Origin of the sequence: Geminicoccus sp. (genome assembly GCF_036263595.1) — a bacterium.
Taxonomy (GTDB): domain Bacteria; phylum Pseudomonadota; class Alphaproteobacteria; order Geminicoccales; family Geminicoccaceae; genus Geminicoccus.
Genome location: NZ_DATAGQ010000205.1, coordinates 38,571 through 64,360, shown reverse-complemented (window position 1 = coordinate 64,360; position 25,790 = coordinate 38,571). Strand labels below are relative to the sequence as shown.

The 25,790-nt window shown below is 67.9% G+C and carries 28 protein-coding genes; 8 read left to right on the top strand and 20 right to left on the bottom strand.

From position 1 onward, the window contains the following. Window positions 1–689 (top strand): serine hydrolase domain-containing protein (locus tag VHL31_RS23240; protein WP_329663628.1); only part of this gene is annotated, 689 nt, incomplete at its 5' end. Here the strand turns inward: VHL31_RS23240 and argE are convergent. Beyond that, window positions 686–1,873, bottom strand: a complete 1,188-nt coding sequence (gene argE, locus VHL31_RS23235; RefSeq protein ID WP_329663627.1) for an acetylornithine deacetylase — start codon at window positions 1,871–1,873, stop codon at window positions 686–688. The two genes, VHL31_RS23240 and argE, sit on opposite strands and share 4 nt — an antisense overlap. A gap of 74 nt (window positions 1,874–1,947) precedes the next feature. Here argE and VHL31_RS23230 point away from each other — a divergent pair, with 74 nt between their 5' ends. Further along, the gene (locus VHL31_RS23230) at window positions 1,948–2,415 is read left to right on the top strand and encodes a CreA family protein (RefSeq protein WP_329663626.1); all 468 of its coding nucleotides are present in this window, start codon (window positions 1,948–1,950) and stop codon (window positions 2,413–2,415) included. Between the two features lie 166 nt (window positions 2,416–2,581). Here VHL31_RS23230 and VHL31_RS23225 read toward each other — a convergent pair whose 3' ends face one another. Next, on the bottom strand, window positions 2,582–3,391 hold the full coding sequence (locus VHL31_RS23225) for a phytoene/squalene synthase family protein (protein WP_329663625.1): 810 nt from the start codon (window positions 3,389–3,391) through the stop codon (window positions 2,582–2,584). A 167-nt stretch (window positions 3,392–3,558) separates the two neighbouring features. Here VHL31_RS23225 and VHL31_RS23220 point away from each other — a divergent pair, with 167 nt between their 5' ends. Further along, complete coding sequence (locus VHL31_RS23220) at window positions 3,559–4,164, top strand: superoxide dismutase (protein WP_349262532.1); 606 nt, start codon at window positions 3,559–3,561, stop codon at window positions 4,162–4,164. A gap of 150 nt (window positions 4,165–4,314) precedes the next feature. Continuing rightward, window positions 4,315–5,568: a cupin domain-containing protein gene (locus VHL31_RS23215; RefSeq protein WP_329663624.1), complete on the top strand. Its 1,254-nt coding sequence runs from the start codon at window positions 4,315–4,317 to the stop codon at window positions 5,566–5,568. 25 nt (window positions 5,569–5,593) lie between these two features. Here the strand turns inward: VHL31_RS23215 and VHL31_RS23210 are convergent, their stop codons facing one another. From VHL31_RS23210 to yajC, 5 genes are read right to left on the bottom strand one after another with little or no spacing between them, the layout of a single operon-like run. After that, complete coding sequence (locus tag VHL31_RS23210; RefSeq protein ID WP_349262533.1) at window positions 5,594–6,805, bottom strand: aminotransferase class V-fold PLP-dependent enzyme; 1,212 nt, start codon at window positions 6,803–6,805, stop codon at window positions 5,594–5,596. Then, on the bottom strand, window positions 6,783–7,160 hold the full coding sequence (locus VHL31_RS23205; RefSeq protein WP_329663623.1) for an Mth938-like domain-containing protein: 378 nt from the start codon (window positions 7,158–7,160) through the stop codon (window positions 6,783–6,785). The genes VHL31_RS23210 and VHL31_RS23205 overlap by 23 nt, the downstream gene beginning before the upstream one ends. 10 nt (window positions 7,161–7,170) lie before the next feature. Continuing rightward, window positions 7,171–8,121 (bottom strand): protein translocase subunit SecF, encoded by a 951-nt coding sequence (gene secF / locus VHL31_RS23200; protein ID WP_329663622.1) that lies wholly within the window; start codon window positions 8,119–8,121, stop codon window positions 7,171–7,173. 34 nt (window positions 8,122–8,155) lie between these two features. Then, window positions 8,156–9,793: a protein translocase subunit SecD gene (secD, locus tag VHL31_RS23195; protein WP_329663621.1), complete on the bottom strand. Its 1,638-nt coding sequence runs from the start codon at window positions 9,791–9,793 to the stop codon at window positions 8,156–8,158. Between the two features lie 12 nt (window positions 9,794–9,805). Next, window positions 9,806–10,204 (bottom strand): preprotein translocase subunit YajC, encoded by a 399-nt coding sequence (gene yajC / locus VHL31_RS23190; RefSeq protein ID WP_329663620.1) that lies wholly within the window; start codon window positions 10,202–10,204, stop codon window positions 9,806–9,808. A gap of 122 nt (window positions 10,205–10,326) precedes the next feature. On the opposite strand from yajC, the gene VHL31_RS23185 reads away from it, so the two are divergent. Beyond that, window positions 10,327–11,178, top strand: a complete 852-nt coding sequence (locus tag VHL31_RS23185; protein ID WP_329663619.1) for an ATP-binding protein — start codon at window positions 10,327–10,329, stop codon at window positions 11,176–11,178. A gap of 9 nt (window positions 11,179–11,187) precedes the next feature. Here VHL31_RS23185 and soxR read toward each other — a convergent pair whose 3' ends face one another. Next, entirely contained in the window at window positions 11,188–11,652 is a 465-nt protein-coding gene (soxR, locus tag VHL31_RS23180) for a redox-sensitive transcriptional activator SoxR (RefSeq protein WP_329663618.1), read from the bottom strand. 78 nt (window positions 11,653–11,730) lie between these two features. Here soxR and VHL31_RS23175 point away from each other — a divergent pair, with 78 nt between their 5' ends. The 3 genes from VHL31_RS23175 to VHL31_RS23165 are packed head-to-tail and all read left to right on the top strand — an operon-like array spanning window position 11,731 to window position 13,993. Next, entirely contained in the window at window positions 11,731–12,306 is a 576-nt protein-coding gene (locus VHL31_RS23175; RefSeq protein ID WP_329663617.1) for an NAD(P)H-dependent oxidoreductase, read from the top strand. Then, window positions 12,303–13,235 (top strand): ABC transporter ATP-binding protein, encoded by a 933-nt coding sequence (locus tag VHL31_RS23170; RefSeq protein WP_329663616.1) that lies wholly within the window; start codon window positions 12,303–12,305, stop codon window positions 13,233–13,235. The genes VHL31_RS23175 and VHL31_RS23170 overlap by 4 nt, the downstream gene beginning before the upstream one ends. Beyond that, entirely contained in the window at window positions 13,232–13,993 is a 762-nt protein-coding gene (locus VHL31_RS23165; RefSeq protein ID WP_329663615.1) for an ABC transporter permease, read from the top strand. Before VHL31_RS23170 ends, VHL31_RS23165 begins: the two co-directional genes overlap by 4 nt. 11 nt (window positions 13,994–14,004) lie before the next feature. On the opposite strand, the gene VHL31_RS23160 is transcribed toward VHL31_RS23165, so the two are convergent. The 12 genes from VHL31_RS23160 to VHL31_RS23105 form a co-directional block, all read right to left on the bottom strand. After that, the gene (locus VHL31_RS23160) at window positions 14,005–14,895 is read right to left on the bottom strand and encodes a M23 family metallopeptidase (RefSeq protein WP_329663614.1); all 891 of its coding nucleotides are present in this window, start codon (window positions 14,893–14,895) and stop codon (window positions 14,005–14,007) included. Window positions 14,896–14,990: 95 nt separating this feature from the next. Continuing rightward, window positions 14,991–15,737: a 5'/3'-nucleotidase SurE gene (gene surE / locus VHL31_RS23155; RefSeq protein WP_329663632.1), complete on the bottom strand. Its 747-nt coding sequence runs from the start codon at window positions 15,735–15,737 to the stop codon at window positions 14,991–14,993. 22 nt (window positions 15,738–15,759) lie between these two features. Continuing rightward, on the bottom strand, window positions 15,760–17,028 hold the full coding sequence (serS, locus tag VHL31_RS23150) for a serine--tRNA ligase (RefSeq protein ID WP_329663613.1): 1,269 nt from the start codon (window positions 17,026–17,028) through the stop codon (window positions 15,760–15,762). 75 nt (window positions 17,029–17,103) lie between these two features. Beyond that, complete coding sequence (tatC, locus tag VHL31_RS23145) at window positions 17,104–17,940, bottom strand: twin-arginine translocase subunit TatC (protein ID WP_329663612.1); 837 nt, start codon at window positions 17,938–17,940, stop codon at window positions 17,104–17,106. Further along, the gene (gene tatB / locus VHL31_RS23140; RefSeq protein WP_329663631.1) at window positions 17,940–18,458 is read right to left on the bottom strand and encodes a Sec-independent protein translocase protein TatB; all 519 of its coding nucleotides are present in this window, start codon (window positions 18,456–18,458) and stop codon (window positions 17,940–17,942) included. Before tatB ends, tatC begins: the two co-directional genes overlap by 1 nt. A 120-nt stretch (window positions 18,459–18,578) precedes the next feature. Further along, complete coding sequence (gene scpB, locus VHL31_RS23135) at window positions 18,579–19,199, bottom strand: SMC-Scp complex subunit ScpB (RefSeq protein WP_329663611.1); 621 nt, start codon at window positions 19,197–19,199, stop codon at window positions 18,579–18,581. Then, window positions 19,196–19,930: a ScpA family protein gene (locus VHL31_RS23130; protein ID WP_329663610.1), complete on the bottom strand. Its 735-nt coding sequence runs from the start codon at window positions 19,928–19,930 to the stop codon at window positions 19,196–19,198. Before VHL31_RS23130 ends, scpB begins: the two co-directional genes overlap by 4 nt. Then, entirely contained in the window at window positions 19,920–20,627 is a 708-nt protein-coding gene (locus tag VHL31_RS23125) for a site-2 protease family protein (RefSeq protein WP_329663609.1), read from the bottom strand. Before VHL31_RS23125 ends, VHL31_RS23130 begins: the two co-directional genes overlap by 11 nt. A gap of 10 nt (window positions 20,628–20,637) precedes the next feature. Beyond that, window positions 20,638–21,648 (bottom strand): beta-N-acetylhexosaminidase, encoded by a 1,011-nt coding sequence (gene nagZ / locus VHL31_RS23120; protein ID WP_329663630.1) that lies wholly within the window; start codon window positions 21,646–21,648, stop codon window positions 20,638–20,640. Continuing rightward, entirely contained in the window at window positions 21,648–22,775 is a 1,128-nt protein-coding gene (locus VHL31_RS23115; protein ID WP_329663608.1) for an SPOR domain-containing protein, read from the bottom strand. Before VHL31_RS23115 ends, nagZ begins: the two co-directional genes overlap by 1 nt. A 41-nt stretch (window positions 22,776–22,816) precedes the next feature. Beyond that, the gene (argS, locus tag VHL31_RS23110) at window positions 22,817–24,565 is read right to left on the bottom strand and encodes an arginine--tRNA ligase (protein ID WP_329663607.1); all 1,749 of its coding nucleotides are present in this window, start codon (window positions 24,563–24,565) and stop codon (window positions 22,817–22,819) included. After that, window positions 24,562–25,776 (bottom strand): deoxyguanosinetriphosphate triphosphohydrolase, encoded by a 1,215-nt coding sequence (locus VHL31_RS23105; RefSeq protein ID WP_329663629.1) that lies wholly within the window; start codon window positions 25,774–25,776, stop codon window positions 24,562–24,564. The genes argS and VHL31_RS23105 overlap by 4 nt, the downstream gene beginning before the upstream one ends. Between the last annotated feature and the right edge of the window lie 14 nt (window positions 25,777–25,790).

Below are 25,790 nucleotides of genomic sequence, written 5' to 3'. Positions count from 1 at the left end.
CGAACACCAATTATGTTCTGGCCGGATTGATCGCGGAGAAGGCGTCGGGCAGGAGCCTCAAGCAACTCTACAAGACCCGCATCTTCGACCCTCTCTACATGCGTGACAGCTACTTCGAGCCGCGTGTCCTGCCTGAGAGCGTGATCGCGCGCATGTCGAGCGGCTACTTCAACAACCCGGTCTGCGGGACCTACGAACCGGACTGCAAGGTTGCTCCCCTGCAGCCGCTGGTCGGCAAGGACATGCGCCGGGCCGACGTCAGCTGGACCGGTGCGGCCGGCGGCATCGTCTCGACTCCGCGCGACCTGCAGCGCTGGGTGCGGGGTCTGTATGCCGGCCGGGTCCTCGCTCCCAAGCAGCTGAAGGAAATGCTCACCCTGGTGTCGAGCGACACCGGCAAGCCTATCAAGGAGACCAACGCCGACGAGCCGCACGGGTTCGGGCTCGGCGTCGCCCAGGTCTATGGTCCCGGTCTCGGTCGCGTCTGGTTCTACGAGGGCATGACCCTCGGCTATCGTGTCGTCCACTTCTACCTTCCCAAGGACGACATCGTCGTCACCGTGGCTGCGAACAGCCAGGCCCCGGACGGCAAGGACGAGCTCCCGCAATTGGGCATCGACCTGTACGAGATCATCAAGGGGCAGGAGACATCGGCAGAAGGGCCGAAGGCTCCGGAGGATTTCGACTAGACCGGGTCCAGGGAGACCTGGTCGACGCTGGCTGCGATCAGCCGGTCCAGGAAGGCCATGCAGGCCGACAACTGGCCGGGTGCGATCCACTCGTCGGGCTTGTGCGCGACGCTCATGTCCCCCGGGCCGCAGATCAGCGTCGGGATCCCGGCGGCGGCGATGACGCCGCCATCGGTCCCGTAGGCGACCTTGCCGGCCGAGCCGGGCTCCGCCAAATCCTGGACCAGGCGACGGAAGGGCAGGTCGCGCACCGGTTTCAGCCCCGGATAGGCGATCAGCTCCACGAAGCGGATCGAGGCCTCCGGAGCCACCGCCCGCATGCCGGGCAGCATCTCCTGCTCGGCATAGTCCACGACCCGCCCGAACCAGCCCGCCGGGTCCTCGCCGGGAATCGTGCGGAACTCGAAGGCGAACTCGCAATGCTCCGGGATGATGTTGAGCTGGCCCCCGCCCTCGATCCGGCCGACGGACGCCGTCGTGTGCGGCGGCACGAAGCCTTCGGCAATCGGGCCATGCAACGTGAAGCCGTCATGCAGCCTGCGGATGAACTGGATCAGCTCGGCCGCGGCGATGACGGCGTTGACACCCTGATGGGTCAGGGCGGAGTGGCCAGCGCGGCCGGTGATGATGCAGCGCCAGCCGCCCTTCCCCTTGTGGGCGTCGACCAGCTTCATGCCGGTTGGTTCGCCGACGATGCAGCCGGCCGGAAGGTTGTGCAGTTCGGCCTTCAGCCGGCTCACGAGCGCCGGTGCGCCCTTGCAGCCCAGTTCCTCGTCATAGGAGATGCCGACATGGATCGGCCAGTGCAGCCGCGCTGCCTGCATCGCCGGCACCGAGGCCAGGACGCAGGCCAGGAAGCCCTTCATGTCACACGCGCCGCGGCCGACCAGCCGGTCGTTGACCAGGGTCAGGCTGAACGGATCGCTGGTCCAGTCCTGGCCGGCGACCGGAACCACGTCCGAATGGCCGGATAGCAGGAGACCGGGCTCGTCCTGCCTGCCGAGCGTGAACAGCATGTCCGCTCGGGTGCCGGTGGGATCGTAGCCCACCGATACGGGTACCCCGATTCCGTCCAGCGCATCACGCACATGCTCGACCAGGTCGAGGTTCGTGCCGCCTGCAATCGTCGGAAAGGCGACCAGCCGCGACAGCCATTCTTCGTGGTTCGGCCAGCTGCCGCTCATGGAACGCTCCCTCCCCGGCACGGTTCTCCATCGGTATAGATGGCGCCACCCCCTACTGCCATCCCGGAGCGCCGATGAGATCCTTGATACCAGCCGCCCTGGCCCTGTCGATGCTCGCGGCACCAGCGTTGGCCGAGCAGGTGGGTGAGTTCAGCAACGACTGGGTCGGCAACGGTGTCGAGGTCGAGGCCTTCCCCGATCCGGGCGTGCAGGGCGTGACCTGCCATGTCGCGCATTTCTCGCGCAGCCTCATCGACCGCGTCACGAAGGGCAACTGGTTCGAGGACCCGTCGAATGCGTCCATCGCGTGTCGGCAGACCGGTCCTTTGGCAATCGGCGACATCGAGACCGACGAAGAGGGCGAGGACATTTTTGGCCAGCGGCTCAGCCTCGTGTTCAAGTCGCTCGCGGTCCGGCGGATCTGGGACCAGAAGAACCAGACACTGATCTATGTCGTCTACTCCAAGCAGATCACCGAGGGGTCGGCGAAGATCGCGATCAGCACGGTCTCGACGTTCAATCAGGACGTCCGCAAGGAGTGAGCACGGTAGAGCACTGCCCGAGCAGGATCGCTCGGCCGGTGATCAGCTAGGCGCCGCCCATTCGCGGCGGTCCGGCCGCTCATGTAGTGGACGGGGCGGGTCATAACTGAACCGCCGATGGCAGTCCGCCGATCAACGCGGCCGAGCACCTCATGCCCGGACGCGGCTAGAGCCCGGTGGTCTGCAGCAGGAGCAGGCGGGCCGCCAGGAGCGGTGGACGCTCGACGGTGGCTGCGGCGAACGGGTCATGACCACCCCGCTCGATCGCGCGCGCCTGGTAGCGGTCGATCAGCAAAAGCGGCGTGGCCGGTTCGCCCCTCAGCGGGCGCAGCCCCTCGATCTCGGCCTTGGCAGCGGCCAGAACCTCCTTCACGACGCTGGCCAGTCCATCCGACATCTGCCCGGCCAGGATGCGATCGCGCGAGACGCCGCGTGCCTGGAGAAGTTCGCTCGGCAGGAACGTGCGGCTGCGCCGTGCTAGGTAGCCGGTGGCGCGCAGGATCCCGATCAGTCCATAGGCGGTGCCAATCCGTTCGCCGCGCCCTGGGTCGCCGCCGGTGATGGCCGCCACCACCCGCTGCAGTCCCCCGGCGGTCGCACGGGCATGGGTCACCAGTTCCTCAAGGCTTGCGATCGGCGTGTCGTCGACCTCCCGCTCGCGTGCGTCGATCAGTGCTTCGATGTCCTGGACCGGCAGTCCTGCCTGGAGGACCAGCGGCAGGGCCTGGGCGACCGGGTGCTTGCGTGGACGCCCCGCCCTCGCCTCCTCGACCGCTTCGCGCCACCATTGGAGGCGGATGAAGCCGGCCATGGGCTGGGTCACCTGCTCGGCCACCCGGCCCAGTTCCTGGTTGAGCGCCAGCAGCGCCGCGACGGCCGGCCGCTTGGGCGGGTCGGCCGTCACCAGGCACCAGAAGCGATCGGGATCGCTGCCGTGCAGTTCATGGGTCAGCGTATGGTCGAGCCCCAGGTCCAACTTGATCTCCGGCGACCGGCATCGCAGGCGCCGGCTCGCTGGAACTGAGGTCGGAAGAAGGAACCCGCAAGAGCGACGGCATCTTTCCACACTGTCCGCCGACCCCTATGTAGCCAGGGGCTAGACGAGCGTGGCCTGCCACGCCTCAACGTCGAGGGAATTTCCTGATGGCTTTCACCCTACCCGAGCTGCCCTATGCGCACGACGCGCTCGCCCCGTACATGGGCGAAGAGACGCTCCAGCTGCACCACGGCAAGCACCACCAGACCTACGTCACCAACCTGAACAACCTGATCGCCGGCACGGATCTCGAGAACAAGTCGCTCGAGGAGATCGTGGTCGCCTCGGCGAAGGATCCGGCCAAGGCGGGCATCTTCAACAATGCCGGCCAGCACTGGAACCACAACCTGTTCTGGCGGACCATGAAGAAGGGCGGCGGCGGCAAGCCCGGCGGCGAGCTGCTCAAGCGCATCGAGCACGATTTCGGTGCGTACGAGACCTTCGCCGAGCAGTTCAAGCAGGCCGGCGTCACGCAGTTCGGCTCCGGCTGGGCGTGGTTGTCGCTGGATGGCGACAAGCTGAAGGTGAGCAAGACTCCGAACGGCTCGAACCCGCTGGTCGACGGGGCCACCCCGCTTCTCGGCGTGGATGTCTGGGAGCATGCTTACTACCTGGACTACCGCAACCGCCGACCCGACTATCTCTCCGCCTTCCTGAACCACCTCGTGGACTGGGAAGCCGTCGAAGCCGAACTCACCAAGGCTTCGAGCTGATCCTCGCCTGCCGGCGGTCGCGACCGCCGGCAGTTCTCCAGGCCATGCCCGACCCAACGACGGGCTTCCGCTAGCTCATGTACTCATTGTACAGCGGAAGCCGATACAACCGGTCTGGGCTTCCATGTCCCGGCCACCAGGGAGCATGGCATGGGGACGCGTTCACGGCGCGATGTACTGGCAATCGGTGCGGCCGGCAGTTTTGCCCTCACCACGGCAGCCGAGGCAGCAGGCTTCGGTAACCCGGACGCTCCGGCCGAGGGTGCCCTCAATTCCACGCCGGGTGCGCTGTCTGACCCGGGTCCGCAGGACCAGGCGACCACGGACCAGTTGCCGTCCTTCGAAAGCCCGCCGCCGACCGATGTCGGAGGGATGCCGACCTTCTGGTCATCCTTCAACATTGCACCGAAGCGTATCCAGGCAGGCGGCTGGGCCCGCCAGATGACGACGGAAAGCTTCCCGATTTCCAAGGCGATGTCCGGCGTCAACATGCGCCTGGGGCCGGGTGGGATCAGGGAACTGCACTGGCACCTGGCTGCCGAGTGGGCCATCGTGACGAACGGCCGGTGTCGCGTGACTGTCCTCGACACCGAAGGCCGTGCTTTCGTGGAAGATGTCGGCGAAGGTGACCTTTGGTACTTCCCGCCCGGCCTGCCCCACTCTTTGCAGTGCCTGGGCGCCGACGGATGCGAGTTCGTGATCGTCTTCGACGATGGCAGCGCATCCGAGTACAACACGCTGCCCATGACCGACTGGCTCGCCCACACGCCGCCCAAGGTCCTGGGCCAGAATTTCGGACTGCCGCCCGACGCGTTCCAGAACATCCCGTTGAACAATCTGTGGATCTTCCAGGGCAAGGAATCCGGATCGCTTGAGGTCGACCGGGCCGCGGTCGCTGCCGGTGGCGCATCGACTCAAGGCTTCACCTTCGGCCTCGCCAGCAGCCAGCCGGTGCGGGAGAGCGAGGCCGGCAGCATCCGTCTGGCCGACAGCCGCACCTTCAAGATCTCCACCACGATCGCGGCCGCCTTGCAGGTCATCAAGCCGGGAGCGCTCCGCCAGATGCACTGGCACCCGAATGCCGACGAGTGGCAGTACTGGATGAAGGGCCAGGGCCGGATGACGGTGTTCGATGCCGGCCCGCGCGCGCAGACCGCTGATTTCCACCCCGGCGACATCGGCTACGTGCCGCGCGGGCACGGTCACTACATCGAGAACACCGGTCAGGAGGACCTGCATGTGGTCACGGTCTTCAAGGCGCCGGAGTACCAGGACCTGTCGAACTGGTTGGCCCGCACGCCACCGGAGCTCGTGGCACAGCACCTGAACATGGACATCGCGGTGGTGCGGACGTTCCAGGCCACGCGGTACGGGATCCAGGCGGCGGTACCGAAGGCCGGCTGACGACAAAGTCGGTACGACCACGCCGTCAGCGCCCGCTCAGACCCTCGCAGCAGGCCAGCAGCCGGTCGATCTCGGCCTGCGTATTGTAGTAGTGCGGCGAGGTCCGCACGACCGGCGGCAATGCGCGCGCCTCCGCGTCGAGGCGCGTGCTGCTGGGATAGGAGACTCCGATCGTGATGCCGGCTTCGGCCGCGTGCGCCACGACATCCTCGGCGCCCATGCTGCCCATCGTGAAGCTGACGATGGCGCTGGGCGATCGCCCGATGTCGCGGACCTCCGCCCCCTCGATCTCGCGCAGCCCCGCCCGGAGGCGATCGGCCAGCAGCCGGCAGCGTGCCTCGATCGCGTTCAGGCCGATGTCCAGCGCGTAGCGTACCGCCGCCCCCAGCCCGAGGCGCGCGGCGTAGTTGTTCTCCCACGTCTCGAACCGCCGGGCGTCGCTGCGCAGTTCGTAACGGTCCGTGGCGACCCAGGGTGCTGCGAAATGGTCGATCATCGGCGGCTCCAGCCGCTGCATGAGCGCGCGGCGGACATAGAGGAAGCCGGTCCCCCGCGGCCCCCGGAGGAACTTCCGTCCGGTGGCGGAGAGCATGTCGCAGCCGATCGCATCCACGTCGACCGGCATCTGCCCGACGGCCTGGCAGGCGTCGAGCAGGTAGGGAATGCCGTTCGCCCGGGCCACCTTTCCTACCTCGGCCGCCGGATTGGTCAGCCCGCCATTGGTCGGAACCCAGGTGATCGCAATCAGCTTCACCCGCGAGTCGATCATGGCGCGCAAGGCACCGACATCGACCTCGCCATGGGCGTCGCTGGGGATCACCTCGACCATCGCCCCGGTGCGCTTTGCCACCTGCAGGAACGCCACGTAGTTCGCTGCATACTCGGCTTGTGTCGTGAGGATCCGGTCGCCAGCACCGAGAGGCTGGGCATAGAACGCCATCTGCCAGGCGACGGTGGCGTTCTCGGTCAGGGCGATCTCGTCCGGGGACGCGTTCAGCAGGCCCGCGACGTCACCATAGATCCTGTCCAGGTCGTCTGCCCGGGCCTGGGCCGCGGCATAGCCGCCGATCTCGGCTTCCAGGTCCAGATGGTCCTTCATCGCCTTGACCACCGGGATCGGCATCAAGGCCGATCCGGCATTGTGCAGGAAGGCCCGCCTCTCCGCCCCCGGCGTGTCGGCGCGGATCTTGGCCAGGTCGAGTGCCTGGCCCTTGTCAGACCACGGGCAGGAGGGCAGCTGCCACCTTCCGATCTTCCACCAGCAGCACGTTGAACGTCCGGCAGGCAGCCGGGGTCGCCATGCACTCCACGACGATCCCGCGCTTGCGCAGCGCCTGGCGCAGCCGGGGATCGATCATCCGGAACTGCTTTCCCGTGCCCAGGATCAGCACGTCGACCACGTCGTCGGCTGCATGGAGCTGCTCGAGCGAGGCCTCGTCGATCTCCTCGAAGCGGGTGACCGGCCAGGCCATCGTCCGGGCCGGCAGCACCAGGACCGCACCCTCGCGCGGCTCCCCGCCGATGACGAAGCCCCCTTCGCGATAGGCATGCACCACCTGCCTTCCCTCGGGCAGGAGAGGCGTTACTTCCATAGGTCGGTTCTCAGCCCTTGGCGGGCACCGGGGCCGGCTGCTTTGGCGGCGCCGTCCCGATCGCCCGCAGGTTCAGGTAGTAGAGAACTGGAGCGGCGATATAGATCGTCGAGTAGACGCCGACGATGACACCGAGAATCATGATCACGGTGAAGTCGCGCACCACCGGCCCGCCCAGCACGAACAGCGCGATCAGCGCCAGGAGCGTGGTGAACAGGGTCGCCAGGGTCCGCGCCATCGTCTCGTTCACCGAACGATCGAGCAGTTGCTCGATCGGCATGGCCTTGTAGCGGCGCAGGTTCTCCCGCACCCGGTCGTAGATCACGACCGTGTCGTTCAGCGAGTAGCCCACCAGCATGAGCAGGGCGGCGATGGAGGTCAGGTTGAACTCCATCCCGGTGAACGCGTAGATCGCGATGCCGGCGGACACGTCGTGCACCAGGGCAGCCAGCGCGCCGATGCCGTACTGCCACTCGAACCGGAACCAGAGATAGACCAGCACCCCGATCACCGAGATCAGCACGGCCCATACGCCGTTCATCAGCAATTCGTTGCTGACCTTCGGCCCCACGAACTCCTGGCGCTTGTAGACGATGCCCTCGCCGAACCGCTCGTTCAGGCTGGTCTTCACCTGCTCGATCCTGGCGCGCTGCTCGTTCTGGTCCTCGGTCGCTTCCATCCGGATCAGGACGTCGCGGTCGCTGCCAGCCGTCTGCAGCTCCGCCGCACCCAGCCCCAGCGCGTCGATCGTCGAGCGCATCGCACTGATGTCGGCCGGTCCGGGCATCTCGACCTCGATGACGGTGCCGCCCTTGAAGTCGATGCCGAAATTGAGGCCGTTGACTGTCACCATGACCGCGGTCGCGATCAGCACCACGGCCGACCAGACGAAGAACGGCCAGCGGTAGCGGAAGTACGGAATGTTCAGCCCGTCGGGCACCAGTCTCAGACGATGGGCCATCAGTCGGTCCCGGCAAAGTAGGTCACGGCGGCCGTCATAGCGGAATGGCCCGCGGACGGCGCCACTTGTACCAGTAGGCCACGACCATGCGCGTGAACGTCACCGCCGTGAACATGGTGGTGATGATGCCGATGCAGTGGGTGACCGCGAAGCCCTTCACGGGTCCCGTGCCGAAGATGAACAGCGCGATTCCCGCGATGAACGAGGTGACGTTGCTGTCGACGATCGTGCGCATCGCCTCGTTGAAGCCCACGTCGAGCGACGCGATCGGCGAGCGGCCGTTCTTCACTTCCTCATGGATGCGCTCGTAGATCAGCACGTTGCTGTCCACCGCCTGGCCGATCACCAGCACGATCCCGGCAATGCCCGGCAGGGTCAGCGTGGCGCCGAGGAAGCTCATCACGGCGAACACCAGGACGAGGTTCACCACCAGCGCCAGGTTCGCGATGAGGCCGAACACCGGGCCGTAATAGACGAGCATGAAGATGAACACGGCGATGCCGGCCACGATGCAGGCGAGCACGCCGGAGCGGATCGAATCGGCGCCCAGCTCCGGCCCGACCGAGCGCTCCTCGATCACCTCCAGCGGTGCTGGCAGGGCCCCTGCCCGCAGCAGCACGGCAAGCTCGGTGGCGGTCTGGAAGGTGAAGTTGCCGCTGATGATGCCGGAGCCGCCCAGGATCGGCTCGTTGACCCGGGGCGCGGAGATCACCTTGTCGTCCAGCACGATGGCGAGCAGCTGACCCACGTTCTGCTGGGTCGCCTGGCCGAACTTGCGGCCGCCGGCGCTGTCGAACCGGAAGCTCACGGCCGGCTGGTTGTTCTGCAGCGTCGGCTGCGCGTCGACCAGGCTCTCGCCACCGACCACGACCTGCCGGCGCACGACGTACTGCAGCGGCTGGCCGTTCGGGCCCATCTCGTCGCTGCCGAGCAGCATCGAGCCAGGCGGCAGGCCTCCTGCCCGCGCCACTTCCAGCGGCGTATCGAGGTCGACGATGTGGAAGGTCAGCTTCGCGGTCTGGCCGAGCAGCCGCTTGATCGCTTCCGGGCTGCTCTCGCCCGGCACCTGCACGACGATCCGGTTCTCGCCCTGGCGCTGGACCGAAGCTTCACGCGTGCCGAGCTCGTCGATGCGCCGACGGACGATCTCGAGAGACTGGCTGATGGCGGCGGTGAGCCGTGCGGAACGTCCGGCCTCGCTCAGGCGCAAGACGATCCGGCCGTCGCCCGGCTCCTCGGTGGCCAGTTCCATGCCGCCGCTGAGCGTACCCGGCGCGAACATCGACAGGCCGGCGCCGGTACCGCTGGCGACGTTGAGCGGACGGATCGCTTCCAGCGCCGCCTCGCGCTGGCCTGGATCGGTCAGCCGGAAGGCGACAGCATCCCCGACCACGCCCAGCCCCTGGTAGCCGACGCCGGCACCACGCAGCGCTACGCGCACCTCGTTGGTGAGCTCGTCCATCCGGTCCTTGATGACCGCGTTCGAGTCCACCTCGAGCAGGAGATAGGCGCCACCCTGCAGGTCAAGGCCGAGATTGATCTGGCCCTTGGGAAGGAAGCCCGGCCACTGGTCGACGGTGGCGCGCGAGAACAGGTTGGGAAAGGAGAAGATCAAGCCTGCGAGGCAGACCAGCAGGACGAGCGTGACCTTCCACGGCGACTGGTTCAGCACCGACGGTTCGTCTCACTTCTTGCCGAGAAGCCGGCCGAACATGCCGCCGCTGGCGGCCGCAGGCTTGTCCTGGTTGGCCGGTGGCGGCGGCGTGTCGACATATTTGTCGGTGATCGTGGAGCGGACCACGTCCAGCCGGATGTTGGGCGCCACCTCGACGGTCACGAGCGGCTTGCCCTCGTCGCTCTTGACGATGGTGCCGACGATCCCGCCGCCAGTGATGACCTTGTCGCCGCGCTTGAGCGCGGAGATCATCTCCCGGTGGTCGCGCATCTTCTTCTGCTGCGGACGAATCAGCAGGAAGTAGAAAACCACGAAGATGAGAACGAGCGGCAGCAGCGACACGATGTCGAATGCGCCGGCGCCTGCGGGGGCCCCGGCACTCTGCGCCAGAGCTTCATTGACGAACATCGAGGCCTCGGACCTGGGATCTGGTTGAATCGCGGCGGACCATAGGTTCAACGCTGCCCGTTGGCAATCGACAGGACCGGCCGCTATCTCCCCACGTCCGACCGCCGCAGCCGTGAGCCACCATGGAACTCGATCCCGCCGTTCTCCGACGTATCGCCGAGGCCCTCGAGCGCCTGGCCCCACCGCCCCCCGCAGCGCCGGACCTCTCGGCCGCCGACGCCTTCGTCTGGGAGGGTCAGAACCTGCGCCCGGTCCGCAAGGTCGCGCGGATCGACCTGGAGCTGCTCCAGGGGATCGACCGCGTCCGCGATATCCTTCTGGACAACACGACCCGCTTCGCGCGAGGCCTGCCGGCCAACAACGCGCTGCTCTGGGGTGCCCGCGGCATGGGCAAGAGCTCGCTGGTCAAGGCGATGCACGCCAGGCTGAACCGGGAGAATCCTGGCTGCCTGCTGCTGGTCGAGATCCACCGGGAGGAGATCGAGACCCTGCCAAGGCTCCTGGCGATCCTGGGCGCGTCCGACCGGCGGACCCTGATCTTCTGCGACGACCTCTCCTTCGACCAGGGCGAGACCAGCTACAAGTCGCTGAAGGCGGTGCTGGAAGGCGGCCTGGAGGGACGCCCGGACAACGTCCTGTTCTACGCGACCTCCAACCGCCGGCACCTGATGTCCCGGCAGATGATCGAGAATGAGCGGCAGACGGCGCTGATCCCGAGCGAGGCCGTCGAGGAAAAGGTCTCGCTGTCCGATCGCTTCGGCCTATGGCTGGGCTTCCATCCCTGCTCCCAGGACACCTACCTCGCCATGGTCGACGGCTATGTGCGGCGGCTCGGCATCCGGATCGATGCCGGCGACCTCCGCCACCAGGCGCTGGAATGGGCGACCACACGCGGCTCGCGGTCCGGCCGCGTCGCCATGCAGTTCGTGCAGGACCTGGCGGGGCGCTCCGGCGTGGCGCTGGAAGGGCTCTAGCACCGGGCGTCAGCTCCCGGGCTCGAGCAGCCGTGGTCCAGGCCCCTCCTCACCCAGCTCGTCCCAGGGATTGCGTAGCGGGCAGGACTTAAGGGACAGGCAGCCGCAGCCGATGCAGCCGTCCAGCTGGTCCCGCAACCGGGTCAGGCGCGCGATGCGGTCGTCGAGCTCGCCGCGCCAGGCCACCGAGAGCGACCGCCAGTCCTCGGCGGTGGGCGTGCGTCCCTCGGGCAAGGTGGCGAGCGCCGCCGCGATCGCCGAGAGAGGGATCCCCGTCCGCTGCGCCACCTTGATCACCGCCACCCGGCGCAGAACCTCGCGCGGATAGCGGCGCTGGTTGCCAGCACTGCGCAGGCTGCGGATCAGCCCCTTGGCTTCGTAGAAGTGCAGCGTCGAAACGGCGATGCCGCTGCGCTCGGCCACTTCCCCCACGCTCAGCTCGCGGCAGATCTGCCCGGCCCTGCTCCTCGCCATGCCAAGCCCCTTGACCTCAACTATTGTTGAGGTTCTAGAAGCGAGGCTCCCCAGCGGCAAGCGGCGGAGCATGATCGGATGAGCACGACGATTTCGACGGCGGTGATCCTCGGCAGCACGCGTGAGGGCCGCCTCGGCGACAAGGTCGCGGCATGGCTGACGGCGGAGCTTCGCCGGCGGCCGCACTTTACGGCGGACCTGATCGACCCTCTCGACTTCGACCTCCCGACGCGGCATGGAGCGGGCCCCCATCCGGGCCTGGTTGCGCTGCGCCAGCGTCTCGGGCAGGCGGAAGGCTTTCTGGTGGTAGTCCCCGAATACAATCACGGCTATCCCGCCGCGCTGAAGTTCCTGATCGATTCGGTGGGCGAGCCATGGCAGGCCAAGCCGGTCGCGTTCGTCTCCTATGGCGGGATCAGCGGCGGCCTGCGGGCAGTCGAGCAGCTGCGCCAGGTGTTCGCGGAACTCCACGCGGTCACGATCCGCAGCAGCGTGAGCTTCGCCGGTGCCTGGAACCGGTTCGACGCGGAAGGCGGGCTGCGCGATCCAGAATCAGTCCATGGGCTGGAGGCGATGCTGAAGCAGTTGCACTGGTGGGCGCTGGCCCTGCGCGAAGCGCGCAGCCGAAGGCCCTATGGCGAGGTCGCTCGATGACGACGGATTCGATCATTTCGGTTCAGGGGGTGAGCAAGACCTATGCTTCCGGTTTCCAGGCGCTCCGGCAGGTCGACCTGGAGATCCGCCGGGGCGAGATCTTCGCGCTGCTAGGCCCGAACGGGGCCGGCAAGACGACGCTGATCGGCATCATCTGCGGGATCGTGAATCCGACCACCGGCAAGGTGCTGGCGGATGGGCACGACATCGTCCGCGACTACCGGATGGCCCGCACCAAGATCGGCCTGGTCCCGCAGGAACTCACGACCGACGCGTTCGAGAGCGTGGCGGCGACGATGAAGTTCAGCCGTGGCCTGTTCGGCAAGCCGCCAAATTCCGCCTATATCGAGAAGGTCCTGCGCGACCTGTCTTTATGGGAGAAGCGCGACAGCAAGATCATGGCGCTCTCCGGCGGCATGAAGCGGCGCGTCATGATCGCCAAGGCGCTCTCCCACGAGCCGAAGATCCTGTTCCTCGACGAGCCCAGCGCCGGAGTCGATGTCGAGCTGCGCCGCGACATGTGGGCGATGGTGCGCGAGCTCCGGCAAAGCGGCGTCACCATCATCCTGACCACCCACTATATCGAGGAGGCCGAGGAGATGGCGGACCGGATCGGCGTCATCGACAAGGGCGAGATCGTGCTGGTGGAGGAGAAGGACGTGCTGATGCGCGACCTTGGCAAGCGCCAGCTCACGCTCCACCTGCAGAACCCCGTCCACGCCCTCCCGCCGGAGCTGGCCGGCTACGGCCTGGAGCTGTCGGAGGACGGCAGCCAGATCGTGTACCGGTTCGCCACCCAGGACGAGCAGAGCGGCATCCCGAACCTCCTGCGCCGGCTGGGCTCGCAGGGGATCGACTTCAAGGACCTGCAGACCAGCCAGACCTCGCTCGAGGAGATCTTCGTGAGCCTGGTGGAGGCAAGGCGATGAACGTCCATGCCATCAAGGCCATCTATGCCTTCGAGATGGCGCGGACGGGGCGCACGCTGCTGCAGAGCATCGCCTCGCCTGTCATCTCGACCTCGCTCTATTTCATCGTGTTCGGTGCCGCGATCGGCGCCCGGATGGAGCAGATCGAGGGTGTCAGCTACGGCGCCTTCATCGTGCCCGGCCTGATCATGCTCTCGATCATCACCGAGAGCATCTCCAATGCCTCGTTCGGCATCTACATGCCCCGCTATGCCGGCACGATCTATGAAGTGCTGTCGGCGCCCGTCTCGGTCGTGGAGATCGTGCTGGGCTATGTCGGGGCAGCCGCGAGCAAGTCGATCATCCTGGGCATCATCATCCTGGGCACAGCCCGGCTGTTCGTCGACTTCTCGATCATGCACCCGGTCTGGATGATCGCCTTCCTCGTGCTGACCTCGATCACCTTCAGCCTGTTCGGCTTCATCATCGGCATCTGGGCGGATGGCTGGGAGAAGCTGCAGATCGTCCCGATCATGATCGTGACGCCGCTGACCTTCCTGGGCGGCAGCTTCTACTCGATCGGCATGCTGCCGCCGCTCTGGCAGAAGATCACCCTGTTCAACCCGGTGGTCTACCTCGTGAGCGGGTTCCGCTGGAGCTTCTACGGGATCGCCGACGTGGATGTCGGCATCAGCCTCGGCATGACGATCGTCTTCATGGCGGTCTGCCTCGTGATCATCTGGGCGACTTTCCGGACCGGCTACCAGATCAAGACCTGACCACGGCCGGCCTAGCGGCTGGCCACCCTCAGGTCTTCCTGCTTGACCAGATGCTTGCTCGGGTTCAGCGCGCGCTTGCCCGAGCGCAGCTCGAAATGGAGCTGCGGCGCCTCGACATAGCCGGTCTGGCCGACGCGGCCGATGACCTGGCCGCGATGCACGTCGTCGCCCACCTGGGTCAGGATCGTGTCCAGGTGGGCATAGCCGGTCGTGAAGCCGTCGGCGTGGCGGATCAGGACCATGCGTCCCCAGCCCTCGATCTCGTCGCCGGCATAAGACACGATCCCGTTTTCCGCGGCCAGCACCGGCGCGCCCAAGGGTGCCGCGATGTTGATGCCGTCATTCTGGGTGCCGTCGTTCTTCGTGCCGAACCGGCTGACCACGGATCCCGAGGCGGGCCACAGGAAGCCGTCGCCGCTCAGGCCCGGCGGCTTCTTCGCCGAGGCGCGCGCCAGATCACCCGGGTTCGCCACCGGCAGCGCGGCCTGGACCACCTCGGCGCGAACCGGTGCCGGCACGGGCTTTGGCGCCACGTTCACCGGCGGCAGGGAAGCGACCTGGATCTCGCCGACGGCCGGCGGCGGCAGGACCTTCGGCTCGACGGGCGCCGGGATCTTCTTCCGCCCGACGGGAACGGGATCGGCGGCCCCGCCCGGGATCTTCAGGCTGCGGCCGAGACGGACGACATAGGGCCTCGACATCCCGTTGACCGCCGCCAGCTGCTGGAGGGTCACCCCATACCTGGCAGCGATGGTGGAGGCCGTGTCGCCACGGGCCACCTTGTGCATCTTACCGCTATAGGCAGGCGCCTTGTAGGCTTCCTGCTTGGCGGCGACCCAGGACTGGCCGGGGCTCTGGTCCACCGGACGGAACTCCGTGCAGCCCATCAGCACGGACACCATCAGAGCCAGCGGGATGGCAGGGCGGCATAGCATGCCATCGACATACGTGACGCCCCGGCCACGGTACAAGCTGTGGATGATGTGGATAACCCGGATCAGCCTTCCACGACGGTCCTCATCGCGGACATGCTGGCCGCATGGGTCATGTCGAGATGGATGGGCGTGACCGAGATGAAGCCCTTGCTGATCACCTCGAGATCGGTGCCCTCGCCAGGCTCCGCCTCGTTCTTGGTGTCGCCGATCCAGTAATAGGCCTCGCCGCGCGGATCGACCCGCTCGACGATGGCATCGCCGATCTTGCGGGTGCCCTGGCTTGCCACCTTGACGCCCTTGACCTCGTCGATCGGCAGGTCGGGGAAGTTGACGTTGACCAGCACCTCGGCCGGCCAGCCCGCCGTCAGCAGCTGGCGGATCAGATCGGGCGCGAACCGTTCGGCGACGGCCCAGTTCGGCACCCGGCGGTGCTCCGTGAGCGCGGAAAAGGCGATCGCCTTCACCCGGCACAAGGTGGCCTCCATCGCCGCGGCAACCGTGCCCGAATAGGTGATGTCGTCGGCAAGGTTGCTGCCGTGGTTGATGCCAGACAGTACCAGATCGACCGGCTTGTCCTTCACCAGGTTGTGCAGGCCGAGCATGACGCAATCGGTGGGCGTGCCGTCCACGGCGAAGGCCTGCTCGCCGATCTCCCTGGCGCGCAGCGGCCGGCGGATGGTCAGGCCGTGCCCGACCCCCGACTGGTTGGTCTCCGGCGCCACCACCCAGACATCGTCAGACAGGGACTTGGCGATCTTCGTGAGCGCGCGGATGCCGGCGGCTGCATAGCCGTCATCATTGGTAACCATGATACGCAAGGGACGAGATCCTTCAGGCGGGCAGCAGGCGATCCTGGCCGACATAGGGGCGGAGTGCTGCCGGGAGGGTTACCGAACCGTCGGCCTCCTGACCATTCTCCAGAACGGCGACGAGCGTGCGACCGACAGCCAGGCCGCTGCCGTTCAGCGTGTGGACGAAGCGCGGCTTCTCGCCCGGTGCCGGCCGGTAGCGGGCGTTCATGCGACGCGCCTGGAAGTCCTGGCAGTTCGAGCAGGAGCTGATCTCGCGATAGGTGCCCTGCCCCGGCAGCCAGACCTCGATGTCGTAGGTCTTGCTGGCACCAAAGCCCGTATCGCCCGCGCAGAGCAGCATGACCCGGTAGGGCAGTTCCAGGCGCTTGAGCACCTCCTCCGCACAGGCGGTCATCCGCTCGTGCTCGGCGGCGGAGGCTTCCGGCGTGGTGATCGAGACCAGCTCGACCTTGGAGAACTGGTGCTGCCGGATCATGCCTTTGGTGTCCCGCCCGGCCGAGCCCGCCTCGGAGCGAAAGCAGGGCGTGCAGGCCGTCATCCGGAGCGGGAGCTGCGCGCCGTCCAGGATCTCCCCCGCCACCACGTTGGTCAGCGGGACCTCCGCGGTCGGGATGAGGTAATGGCCGGTGGTCGTCTGGAACAGGTCCTCGGCGAACTTGGGCAGCTGGTTGGTCCCGAACAGCGCCCGGTCGTTCACGAGCAGCGGCGGGGAGGTTTCGCTGTAGCCGTGCTGGCCCGTCTGCAGGTCCAGCATGAACATGGCGATTGCCCGCTCCAGCCGCGCGATCTGGCCGCGCAGGAGCACGAAGCGGGCACCGGACATCTTGGCGGCGGTCGGAAAGTCCATGCCGAGCCTGGCGCCCAGCTCGTCGTGGGGCAGCGGCGTGAAGGCGAAGCTGCGGGGCGAGCCCACCCGGCGCAGCTCGACATTGTCGCTCTCGTCAGCCCCTTCAGGCACGTCCGCCTGGAGGATGTTCGGAAAGGTCGCGAGGCTTGCGTCCAGCTCGGCCTGCACGGCGGCTAGGCGTTCCTCGCCGGCCTTCACCTTGTCCTTCAGCTCGGCAAGTTCGCCCTGCAGGTGATCGGCCGGCTCACCCTTCGCCTTGGCTTGGCCGAACGAGCGGGACAGGCGGTTGCGCGTCGACTGGAACTCCTGGAGCTCCGTCTCGATCCGCCGGCGCTCGGCATCGAGGGCCAGGAGCCCGGCCGCCGCAGCCGGCGCACCACGGCGACGTAGATTATCGTCGAACGCCTCGGCGTTCTCGCGCAACCATCTGAGGTCGAACAAGGTGATCCCATTTCCCGCAGGAGCGATGCCGGTCTCATATGCGCCGGACCGCCTGAGGAAAAGGGCAGGATCGCCTCAGGTGGCCGTCGGCGTCTGGTCGTCGTCGCCGGCAGCTGCCGCCGCCTCGGCCTCTTCGGCCGCCTCGGCCTCGCGCCGCTTCCGTTCCACCATCTTCACCGCGATGATCGAGATCTCGTAGAGAATCAGGATCGGCACGGCGAGGCTGATCTGGCTGATCACGTCCGGCGGCGTCACGATTGCGGCTAGCACGAACACGCCCACGATCGCGTAGCGGCGGTTCCGGATGAGACCGGCCGAGCCGATGATCCCGACCCGGCCCATGAGGGTGAGCGCCACCGGCAGCTGGAAGCAGAGCCCGAACGCGAACACCATCTTCATGACGAGGTCGAGATATTCGCTGACCCGGGCCTCCAGCTCGATCGGCATCTCGCCGTTGCCGCCGCCGCTCTCGAAGCTCAGGAAGAAATGGAACGCGAGCGGGAACACGAAATAGTAGCAAAGCGCCGCGCCCAGGAAGAACAGGACCGGCGTGGCCAGCAGGAAGGGCAGGAAGGCCTGCTTCTCGTGCTTGTACAGGCCAGGTGCGATGAACATCCAGAGCTGCGTGGCGATGATGGGAAAGCCCAGCATCACCCCGCCCCACATTGCGACCTTCAGGTAGGTGAAGAACGCCTCGGTGAGGCCGGTATAGATCATCCGGCGGCCGGTCTGGTTGCCGTAGGCGACCTGCAGCGGATGGACCAGGAACTGGTAGATCTGCTCGGAGAAGGCGTAGCAGACCAGGAATCCGATGAACAACGCGCCGATGGACCAGATCAGCCGGTTGCGCAGCTCGAGCAGGTGGTCGAGCAGCGGCATCTCGCGATCGTCGATGTCCTTGATGATGGCCATCAGGCTTTCTCGACCGGTGCGGGAATGGGTTTGGCCGTGGCCTCGTCGGTCGCTGCGCGCGGCGTCTCCGTCACCTTGACGGCGACGGGATCGGCCGGTCCGACATCAGGCACCACCGGGGCGGCGGGCGTGGCCGTCACGGCCGGTGTCGCGGCGGCGGGCTCGGCAGGAGGTGCGGCCGCCGGTCCGGCGGGTGGGGCCGTGGGCTTGATCGGGTTCGTCGAGAACGACTTCGCGATGTCGCGCGTGTCCAGCGACTTGCCGAGCGTGCCATCGGGATCGACCGCCTTGGTGATCTGGTCCCGGATGCCCGCGGGGCTGATCTTCTGGACGCTTTCCTTCAGGTCCTGCAGCTCGGCCTCGCGTGCCATGTCGTCGATGTGGCGCTGGAACTCGCGCGCCATGGACCGGCCCTTGGCCATCCATTGGCCCAGCGTCCGGGCAAGCCGCGGCAGATCCTTGGGACCTACCACGACCAGGGCCACCACCACGATGATGGCCATTTCCGACCAGCCCATATCGAACACGCTGCGATCACGCCTGCCGTTTCGGGGTCCCGGCCATCCGGTTACCTCTCGATGCACGCACCGATAGACGAACCGGGTGGGGCGGTCCAGCGGCGTCCGCAGTCGATGGCATCACGAGGCGTCCATTCCTGGTCCGGAGCCCTCCGAAGCTGGTTCGACGGCCGTTTGAACGAGGCGAAGCTCGGCCTCCTCGTCCCCGGTCCGCTGGGCCAGCACGACCAGGTCCGGCGCATCGAGATCGTCGGGCCGGGGCAGGTCGTCCATGCTCGACAGGCCGAACGCGTCGAGGAAGGCCAGGGTGGTGGTCCAGGTCATCGGCCGGCCCGGTACCTCGCGTCGCCCGGCCGGCGCCACCCAGCCGGCGTCCAGCAACTGCTCGAGCGTGCCCTGCGCCAGGGCCACGCCCCTGACCTGCTCGATCTCGCTGCGCGTCACCGGCTGCTTCCAGGCGATCACCGCGAGCGTCTCCATCACCGCCCGGGACGGCTTGCGCCGCTTCTCCTCGACCCTCGCCAGATAGGGCGCGATCTCGGGATCGGTCCGCAAGGCCCAGCCTTTCCCGATCCGCTCCATCCGGATGCCCCGGCCGCTATAGGCCAGGGCCAGCTCGGGCAGCAGGTCCGCCACGTGGACGTCGTCCGGCAGGTGGGCCTGGAGCGTCGCCTCGTCGACCGGCTCGGCCCGCGAGAACAGCACGGCCTCCACGATCTTCAGCCCCAGCTCCCGGCTCATCGCATCCCCCTTACCATGATCGGGCCGAACGCCTGCTCCTGCGAGAGCTCGATGCGGCCCTGCCGGGCGAGCTCGAGACTGGCGACCAGCCCGGAGGCCAGGCCCGTGCGGCGGGCGAATCCGTCGGCCAGGTCCGGCGGCAGCAGGCTTTCCAGCTCTCGCCACGAGGTACCCTGCACCAGCGCCTCGAAGCGCGCCATCGCCTGGTCGGTCGACCAGGTCGGCGGCGGCGGGAAGCGCAGCACCACCGCCTTGTGGCGGCGCTTGAGCCCGGCATAGGCGGCGACGAGATCGCCAAGCGACGCGGTCGGCAGGTAGCGGGTTTCGATCGCGAAGGTCTCGGCCACGCCACGCGGCAGGCGCTCATGGCCAAGCCGCGGCAGGCAGGCCAGCGCGGCGGCGAATGCCTTCAGCGCATCCAGTTGGCGCAGCCGGGCCTCCAGGTCGTCGACCGCCTCCTCGACCACCTCGTCGGCCCGCTCGTCCGGCAGCAGCAGGCGCGACTTCAGCCAGAGCAGCCAGGCCGCCATCACCAGATAGTCGGCAGCGACCGTCAGCTCCTGCCGCCTGGCGCTCTGCAGATAAGCCACGAACTGGTCGACGAGCGCCACCAGGTCCAGGGCACGCAGGTCCAGCTTCTGTTTGCGCGCGAGGTCGAGCAGGAGGTCGAGCGGTCCCTGGAAGGCCTCCAGCTCGACGACGAAGCCGTCGCGATCGTCCTCAGAACCCAAAATAAATGCCGGACCCGGTGAGCGTGACGACCAGGTTGAACATGAATTCCACCGGCGGGCGCAGGATTGGGTCGATCAGGTTGACCTGCGTGCCCCAGATCGAGCCCAGCAGCGGGCCCACGAACAGGAGCGCCAGGAGGATGATCAGGCCGTACTTCTCGGTCTGCGCATGCTTCCAGCGCAGCTCCGCCGTCGGCAGGATCGCGTTCAGCACCCGTCCACCGTCCATGGGCAGCAGCGGCATCATGTTGAACACGGCCAGCACGACGTTGACGGTGACGAACGCCACGAGGTTGCCGCTGATCCAGCGGGCGACGTCGCTGCCCGAGCCGCCGGTCAGGTGCAGCGCCAGGCCCGCCAGGAAGGCCATGACGATGTTGATGCCGGGGCCTGCCAGCGCCACCAGCGCCATGTCCCGGCGCGGATGGCGGAGGTAGCCGAACCGGACCGGGACGGGCTTCGCCCAGCCGAACAGGAACGGGCTGCCGCTCAGGAGGAGGATCCCCGGCAGGACCAGCGTGCCCACCGGGTCGACATGCACCAGCGGATTGAGGCTGACGCGACCCAATTGGCGGGCCGTCGGATCACCCAGCTTGTCGGCGACCAGCGCATGGGCCGCCTCGTGCATGGTGATCGCAAGCACCAAGGGGATGAGATAGATCGAGAGGATATGGGCTTGCGTCGCCAGATCGTCCAAGACTGCTCCTTCAGGCGACCAGCTGCGTCGCCTGCAGATGATGCTCATCCGCGGCGACGTCGATGGTCGCCCGTTCGCTCGGGCACCAAGTCAAGGCGCGGGCGTAGCGAACGGCGCCATCGCCGTCGAGAGCGGGAACCGAGCGAGCCACCGCCTGGGCGTCCTCGATCCGCCCGCTGCAGGCAAGGGCGAGGTCGCACCCGGCTTCCAGGCAGGCCGTGGCCCGGCTCGGCAGGTCGCCGGTGAGCGCGCCCATGCCGAGATCGTCGGACAGCAGCAACCCGTCGAACCCGATCCGTCCGCGGATCACCTCCGCGATGATCCGGCACGACATGGTGGCGGGCTGGTCGGGATCGATCGCGCGAAACAGGATGTGCGCCGTCATTCCGATCGGCAGGTCGTTGAGCGCCTGGAACGGACGATAGTCCCGCTCCGCCAGCTCGGCAGGGGTGGCATCCACGACCGGCAGGCCGACATGGCTGTCGACCAGAGCCCGGCCATGGCCCGGCAGGTGCTTGATCACGGGCAGGATGCCGACATCCAGCAGGCCGTCGGCGACAGCGCGGCCCAGGACGGCCACGACCTCGGGGTCGGAAGAGAAGGCACGGGTGCCGATCGCCTCGGTCAGGCCGGGTGCTGCCACGTCCAGGACCGGCGCACAGGCGACGTCGATCCCGGCCTCGGCCAAGTCCGTGCCGATCAGTCGCCCCACGCCGCGCGCCGCGCGCACGGCCGCTTCCTGATCCTGGCCGTACAACAGGCCGATCCTGGCCATGGCCGGGAGGCTGCGCCAGGCCGGCGGTTTCAGCCGCATGACCCGGCCGCCTTCCTGGTCGACGAAGACGAGCGGCCGGGCCGGCGCGGATGCCGCGCGGATCGCATCCGTGAGCGCCCGCAACTGCGCGGGATCGATGACATTGCGCGCGAACAGGATCACGCCCGCCGGCGGCGTGTCGCGCAGGAACGACCGCTCGCCCGGCGACAGGACGGTCCCTTCGATCCCCAGGACCGCGGCGAGCATCAACGCCCGACGACCAGGCAGTCCGTTCCCCGGCTCTTCATCTTGGTGCAGGCCGCCTGGGCTTCGGCCCGGGACGAGAAGCCGGTCGCCTGGGCGCGGTAGTAGGTGGAACCCTTCACCTCCGCCTGCACGAACACGGGCTCCATGCCGCCCAGCACGTCCCGGTTCCGCTGCAGGATCCTGTTCCAGGCCGTCTGGGCCGCCTCCTCCGAGCGCAGCGAGGCGACCTGCAGCCGCACGCCCGCGGCCGCCGGCTGCGCTGGCTCAGGCTCAGGCTCAGGCTCGGGACGCGCAGGCGCAGCCGCGACCTCCGGCTCAGGCGCTGGCTCCGGCTCCGGCTCCGGCACGATCGCCGGGTCCGGCGTGGCCGGAAGCGCTGCCGTATCAGTCGTCGATGGGGCCGGGTCGGCCGCGGGCGGGTCCGGGAAGACCGGCGTGAACCCCTCGCTCCGGGCGTCGGCCGGCGTACCGAGCGGGGCTGCAGCTGGCGCGCTCACCGCCCCGTCCAGGGGAGGCGCTGGCCGCACCACCAGATCCGACGACGCCGGATCGTTGGATGCCATGGCGGCAGGGGCCTGCGGGGTGGTGTCCGGCAACGCGTCCACCGGCGGCGCGGCAGGCACGTTGCCTTCCGCACCCGCCTCGGGCTGGATGTTACCGATGGCGACGGTGGGCGCCGCTGGTGGGACAGGCGCGGACGGCGCAGCAGGCTCGGACGACGTGGCGCCCGCGGCGGGCTCGACCGGCGGGATCACCTCTTCCTCGGGTCGCTCCGGGGGCGTGCTTTCGGGGATGGGGCCGACCGCCGGGGTGCCGGGTTCTCCGGTCTGGCCGCCGTCGAGCATCGTCGCAATCGCGGTGTCGGCGTTGCGCGGCGTGATCCCGCCCGCATCCACCGGCTTCTCCTTGATCGGCAGGTCGGGTGCCGCGACCACTACCGGGGTACCGTCGCCGGCATTGTCCTGCCAGGACATCCACACGATCCCGCCGAACACGAAGAACACCAGCACCACGAGGATGCGCAGCCACCAGCGGGCGGGCTGCTCCTCGGGCAGCGGCTCCTCTAGATCGACTACCGCTCGGTTCCTCAGGGCCTTTTGCGCGGCGTCAAACGAGTTGTCGGACATTGGACCAAGCTCTCTGCAGGAAACCGTTCAGACGTGCCTGCTCAGCGGAGTTCGTCCACCGGCGTGACACCCAGGATGTCGAGCCCGGCGGCGATCGCCATGCGCGCCGCCTCCAGCATCGCAAGCCTCGCCCTCGACCGCTCCGGCTCGCCCTCGACCAGGAACCGCAGCGTCTCGTCCTCCGAGCCCTTCGTCCAGAGCCCGTGCAACTCAGACGCGACGTCCGTCAACCAAAAAGCGATACGGTGTGGCTCCGCATGCATGGCCGCCTGCTCGAGCACGCGCGGCAGCAGGGCTGCCTTCTTCAGTAGGTCGAGTTCTGCAGGGTGGGTCAAGAGCGACAGGTCCGATGCGCCCAGATCGGTCGCGAGGTGACCCAGCCCGCGCTGCTCGGCCTGCCGGAACACCGAGCGGACCCGGGCATGGGCGTACTGGACATAGAAGACGGGGTTGTCCCGCGACTGCTCCACCACCTTGGCCAGATCGAACTCCAGCGGCGCGTCGTTCTTCCGCGTGAGCAGCATGAACCGCATCACGTCCTTGCCGACTTCGTCCACCACGTCCCGCATGGTCACGATCCGGCCGGCGCGCTTGCTCATCTTGAGCGGCTTGCCTTCGTCCATCAGGCTGACGAGCTGGCAAAGGCGCGCCTCCAGCTCGACCCTGCCCTCCGACAGCGCCTTGACCGCCGCCTTCAGCCGCTTGACGTAGCCGCCATGGTCGGCGCCCAGCACGTCGATCAGCCATTGATGGCCACGCTGCAGCTTGGAGAAATGGCAGCCGAGGTCCGCCGCGAAATAGGTCCAGGCACCGTTCGAGCGCTTGAGCGGCCGGTCGACGTCGTCGCCGAACTGCGTGGCGCGGAACAGGAGCTGCGGGCGAGGCTCCCAGTCCTCCGGCGGCTTGCCCTTGGGCGGCGGCAGCTCGCCGACATAGAGCAGGCCAAGCCCCTCCAGCCGCTCCAGCGCCGCCTGCATCATCCCGTCCTCGATGAGCGAGCGCTCGGACAGGAACAGGTCGTGATGGACGCCGAGTGCCGCCAGATCGTCCTTGATCACCTCGAGCTGGGCATCGACCGCGAAGCGCTTGAGCGGCTCCAGCCATTCCGCCTCGTCCCGGTGCAGCCACTTGTCGCCATCGCGCACCGCGAGCGCCTCGGCCGTCCGGATCAGGTAGAGGCCGGGGTAGAACCCTTCGGGCATCTCGCCGATGTCCTCGCCCATCACCTCGCGGTAGCGCAGGTGCAAGGAGCGCGCGAGGGTCTCGACCTGGGCGCCGGCGTCGTTGACGTAGTATTCCCGGGTCACCCGGTAGCCGACCCGCTGAAGGATCGAGGCCAGGGCATCGCCGAACACCGTGCCGCGGGCATGGCCCACATGGAGCGGCCCGGTCGGGTTGGCCGAGCAGAACTCGACATTGACGTGGCGCCCCTGGCCCAGGTCCGCCCTGGCGAAATCGACGCCTGCCCGCATGATCGCGGGGACCACGGCCTGCCAGAAGGCCGGCTCCATCCGGATGTTGACGAAGCCCGGCGGCGCCACCGACACGTCCTGGAAGCCGGGCCGCCCACGCAACTCGTCGGCCAGTGCCGTCGCGATGTCGAGGGGCCGCATCTTCGCGGGCTTGGCCAGCATCATCGCGACGGAGGTCGCCACGTCCCCGTGCTGCGGGTCCTTGGTCATCTCCACGCCGGCCCGGTCCAGGTCCAGCCCGTCAGGCAGGCGCCCGGCTTCCGCCAGCCTGCGCAGGGCCTGCCGGAGGTCGGCTTCGATCGAGGCTAGCGGATTCATGGTCGGGTACGGGCAATCCTGAAGAGACGGTCATGCTCGTCGAGGGCGAACCGGTCGGTCATGCCGGCGACGTAGTCGCGCACGACCTCCGCGCATGCCCGCGAGCCGGCAGCCCCGGCTCGGGTCCGCCACTCCTCAGGCAGGCACTCCGGCGCCTCGAAGAAGCTTTCGAACAGCGCACGCAGGATCTGCTTGGCCCGCCGCGTCATCCGGTTGACCGTGTAGTGGTGCCAGACCCGTTCGCGCAAGAAGGCTCTGAGCTCGGCCACCGAGCGATGCATGGCCGGGGAGAATGCGACGCAGGCGGTCGGCAGTTGCATCACGTCGTCGGCCGATCCCGGTGCCAGCTCCTTCAGGCGGCCGGTCGTCTCGGCCAGCAGGTCCCGCACCATCCGGTCGATCAGTCGACGCTGGATCTCGCCGGCCAGCCGCGAGCGCTCCAGGCCGCCGTCATGCTGTTCCACCTCATCCAGCACGGCCGCGGCGAGCGGCAGGCAGCGCAGGTCCTGGGCTTGGAAGAATCCGGCCCGCAGCCCATCGTCCACGTCATGGCTGCAATAGGCGATGTCGTCGGCCAGGGCCGCGATCTGCGCCTCGACCGAGGGCTGCAGTTGCAGGCGCAGGTCCTGGCGGGCGTTCCAGTCGGCGATGGCGGCCGGCACGGGTCCTTCCAGCGGGCCATTGTGCTTGACCACGCCCTCCAGCGTCTCCGCCGTCAGGTTCAGCCCGTCGAAGGCCGCGTAGCGCCGCTCCAGCCGCGTCAGGATCCGGAAGGTCTGGACGTTGTGGTCGAAGCCGCCGACATCGCGCAGGCAGGCGTTCAGCGCCTCCTCGCCGGCATGGCCGAACGGGCTGTGGCCGAGATCGTGGGCGAGCGAGATCGCCTCGGTCAGGTCCTCGTCGACCCGCAGCACCCGCGCGATCGTCCGGCCGATCTGGCTCACTTCCAGCGTATGGGTCAGCCGGGTCCGGAAATGGTCGCCATCGATCGCGGCGAACACCTGGGTCTTCGCCTCCAGCCGCCGGAAGGCCGTGGCATGCACGATTCGGTCGCGGTCCCGCTGCCAGGGCGAGCGCGGCCAAGCGTCCGGCTCGGGGACCAGACGCCCGCGGCTGCGCGAAGGATCGGCCGCATTAGGGGCACGCGCGCTGTGGTTCGGGGGGGACGATGCGGAAATGGAAGCCTCCGACGCGTGGGCGTGGTTTGACAATACTACGGCACTGC

What these genes read in the sequence shown, in the direction of transcription:
- argE (WP_329663627.1), bottom strand. Translation starts at nt 1,873, where the DNA reads ATGAGCGGCAGCTGGCCGAACCACGAAGAATGGCTGTCGCGGCTGGTC.
- VHL31_RS23230 (WP_329663626.1), top strand. Translation starts at nt 1,948, where the DNA reads ATGAGATCCTTGATACCAGCCGCCCTGGCCCTGTCGATGCTCGCGGCA.
- VHL31_RS23220 (WP_349262532.1), top strand. Translation starts at nt 3,559, where the DNA reads ATGGCTTTCACCCTACCCGAGCTGCCCTATGCGCACGACGCGCTCGCC.
- VHL31_RS23215 (WP_329663624.1), top strand. Translation starts at nt 4,315, where the DNA reads ATGGGGACGCGTTCACGGCGCGATGTACTGGCAATCGGTGCGGCCGGC.
- VHL31_RS23205 (WP_329663623.1), bottom strand. Translation starts at nt 7,160, where the DNA reads ATGGAAGTAACGCCTCTCCTGCCCGAGGGAAGGCAGGTGGTGCATGCC.
- secF (WP_329663622.1), bottom strand. Translation starts at nt 8,121, where the DNA reads ATGGCCCATCGTCTGAGACTGGTGCCCGACGGGCTGAACATTCCGTAC.
- yajC (WP_329663620.1), bottom strand. Translation starts at nt 10,204, where the DNA reads ATGTTCGTCAATGAAGCTCTGGCGCAGAGTGCCGGGGCCCCCGCAGGC.
- VHL31_RS23185 (WP_329663619.1), top strand. Translation starts at nt 10,327, where the DNA reads ATGGAACTCGATCCCGCCGTTCTCCGACGTATCGCCGAGGCCCTCGAG.
- soxR (WP_329663618.1), bottom strand. Translation starts at nt 11,652, where the DNA reads ATGGCGAGGAGCAGGGCCGGGCAGATCTGCCGCGAGCTGAGCGTGGGG.
- VHL31_RS23175 (WP_329663617.1), top strand. Translation starts at nt 11,731, where the DNA reads ATGAGCACGACGATTTCGACGGCGGTGATCCTCGGCAGCACGCGTGAG.
- VHL31_RS23170 (WP_329663616.1), top strand. Translation starts at nt 12,303, where the DNA reads ATGACGACGGATTCGATCATTTCGGTTCAGGGGGTGAGCAAGACCTAT.
- VHL31_RS23165 (WP_329663615.1), top strand. Translation starts at nt 13,232, where the DNA reads ATGAACGTCCATGCCATCAAGGCCATCTATGCCTTCGAGATGGCGCGG.
- VHL31_RS23160 (WP_329663614.1), bottom strand. Translation starts at nt 14,895, where the DNA reads ATGGTGTCCGTGCTGATGGGCTGCACGGAGTTCCGTCCGGTGGACCAG.
- surE (WP_329663632.1), bottom strand. Translation starts at nt 15,737, where the DNA reads ATGGTTACCAATGATGACGGCTATGCAGCCGCCGGCATCCGCGCGCTC.
- tatC (WP_329663612.1), bottom strand. Translation starts at nt 17,940, where the DNA reads ATGGCCATCATCAAGGACATCGACGATCGCGAGATGCCGCTGCTCGAC.
- tatB (WP_329663631.1), bottom strand. Translation starts at nt 18,458, where the DNA reads ATGGGCTGGTCGGAAATGGCCATCATCGTGGTGGTGGCCCTGGTCGTG.
- scpB (WP_329663611.1), bottom strand. Translation starts at nt 19,199, where the DNA reads ATGAGCCGGGAGCTGGGGCTGAAGATCGTGGAGGCCGTGCTGTTCTCG.
- nagZ (WP_329663630.1), bottom strand. Translation starts at nt 21,648, where the DNA reads ATGCTCGCCGCGGTCCTGGGGATCGAAGGGACCGTCCTGTCGCCGGGC.
- VHL31_RS23115 (WP_329663608.1), bottom strand. Translation starts at nt 22,775, where the DNA reads ATGTCCGACAACTCGTTTGACGCCGCGCAAAAGGCCCTGAGGAACCGA.
- argS (WP_329663607.1), bottom strand. Translation starts at nt 24,565, where the DNA reads ATGAATCCGCTAGCCTCGATCGAAGCCGACCTCCGGCAGGCCCTGCGC.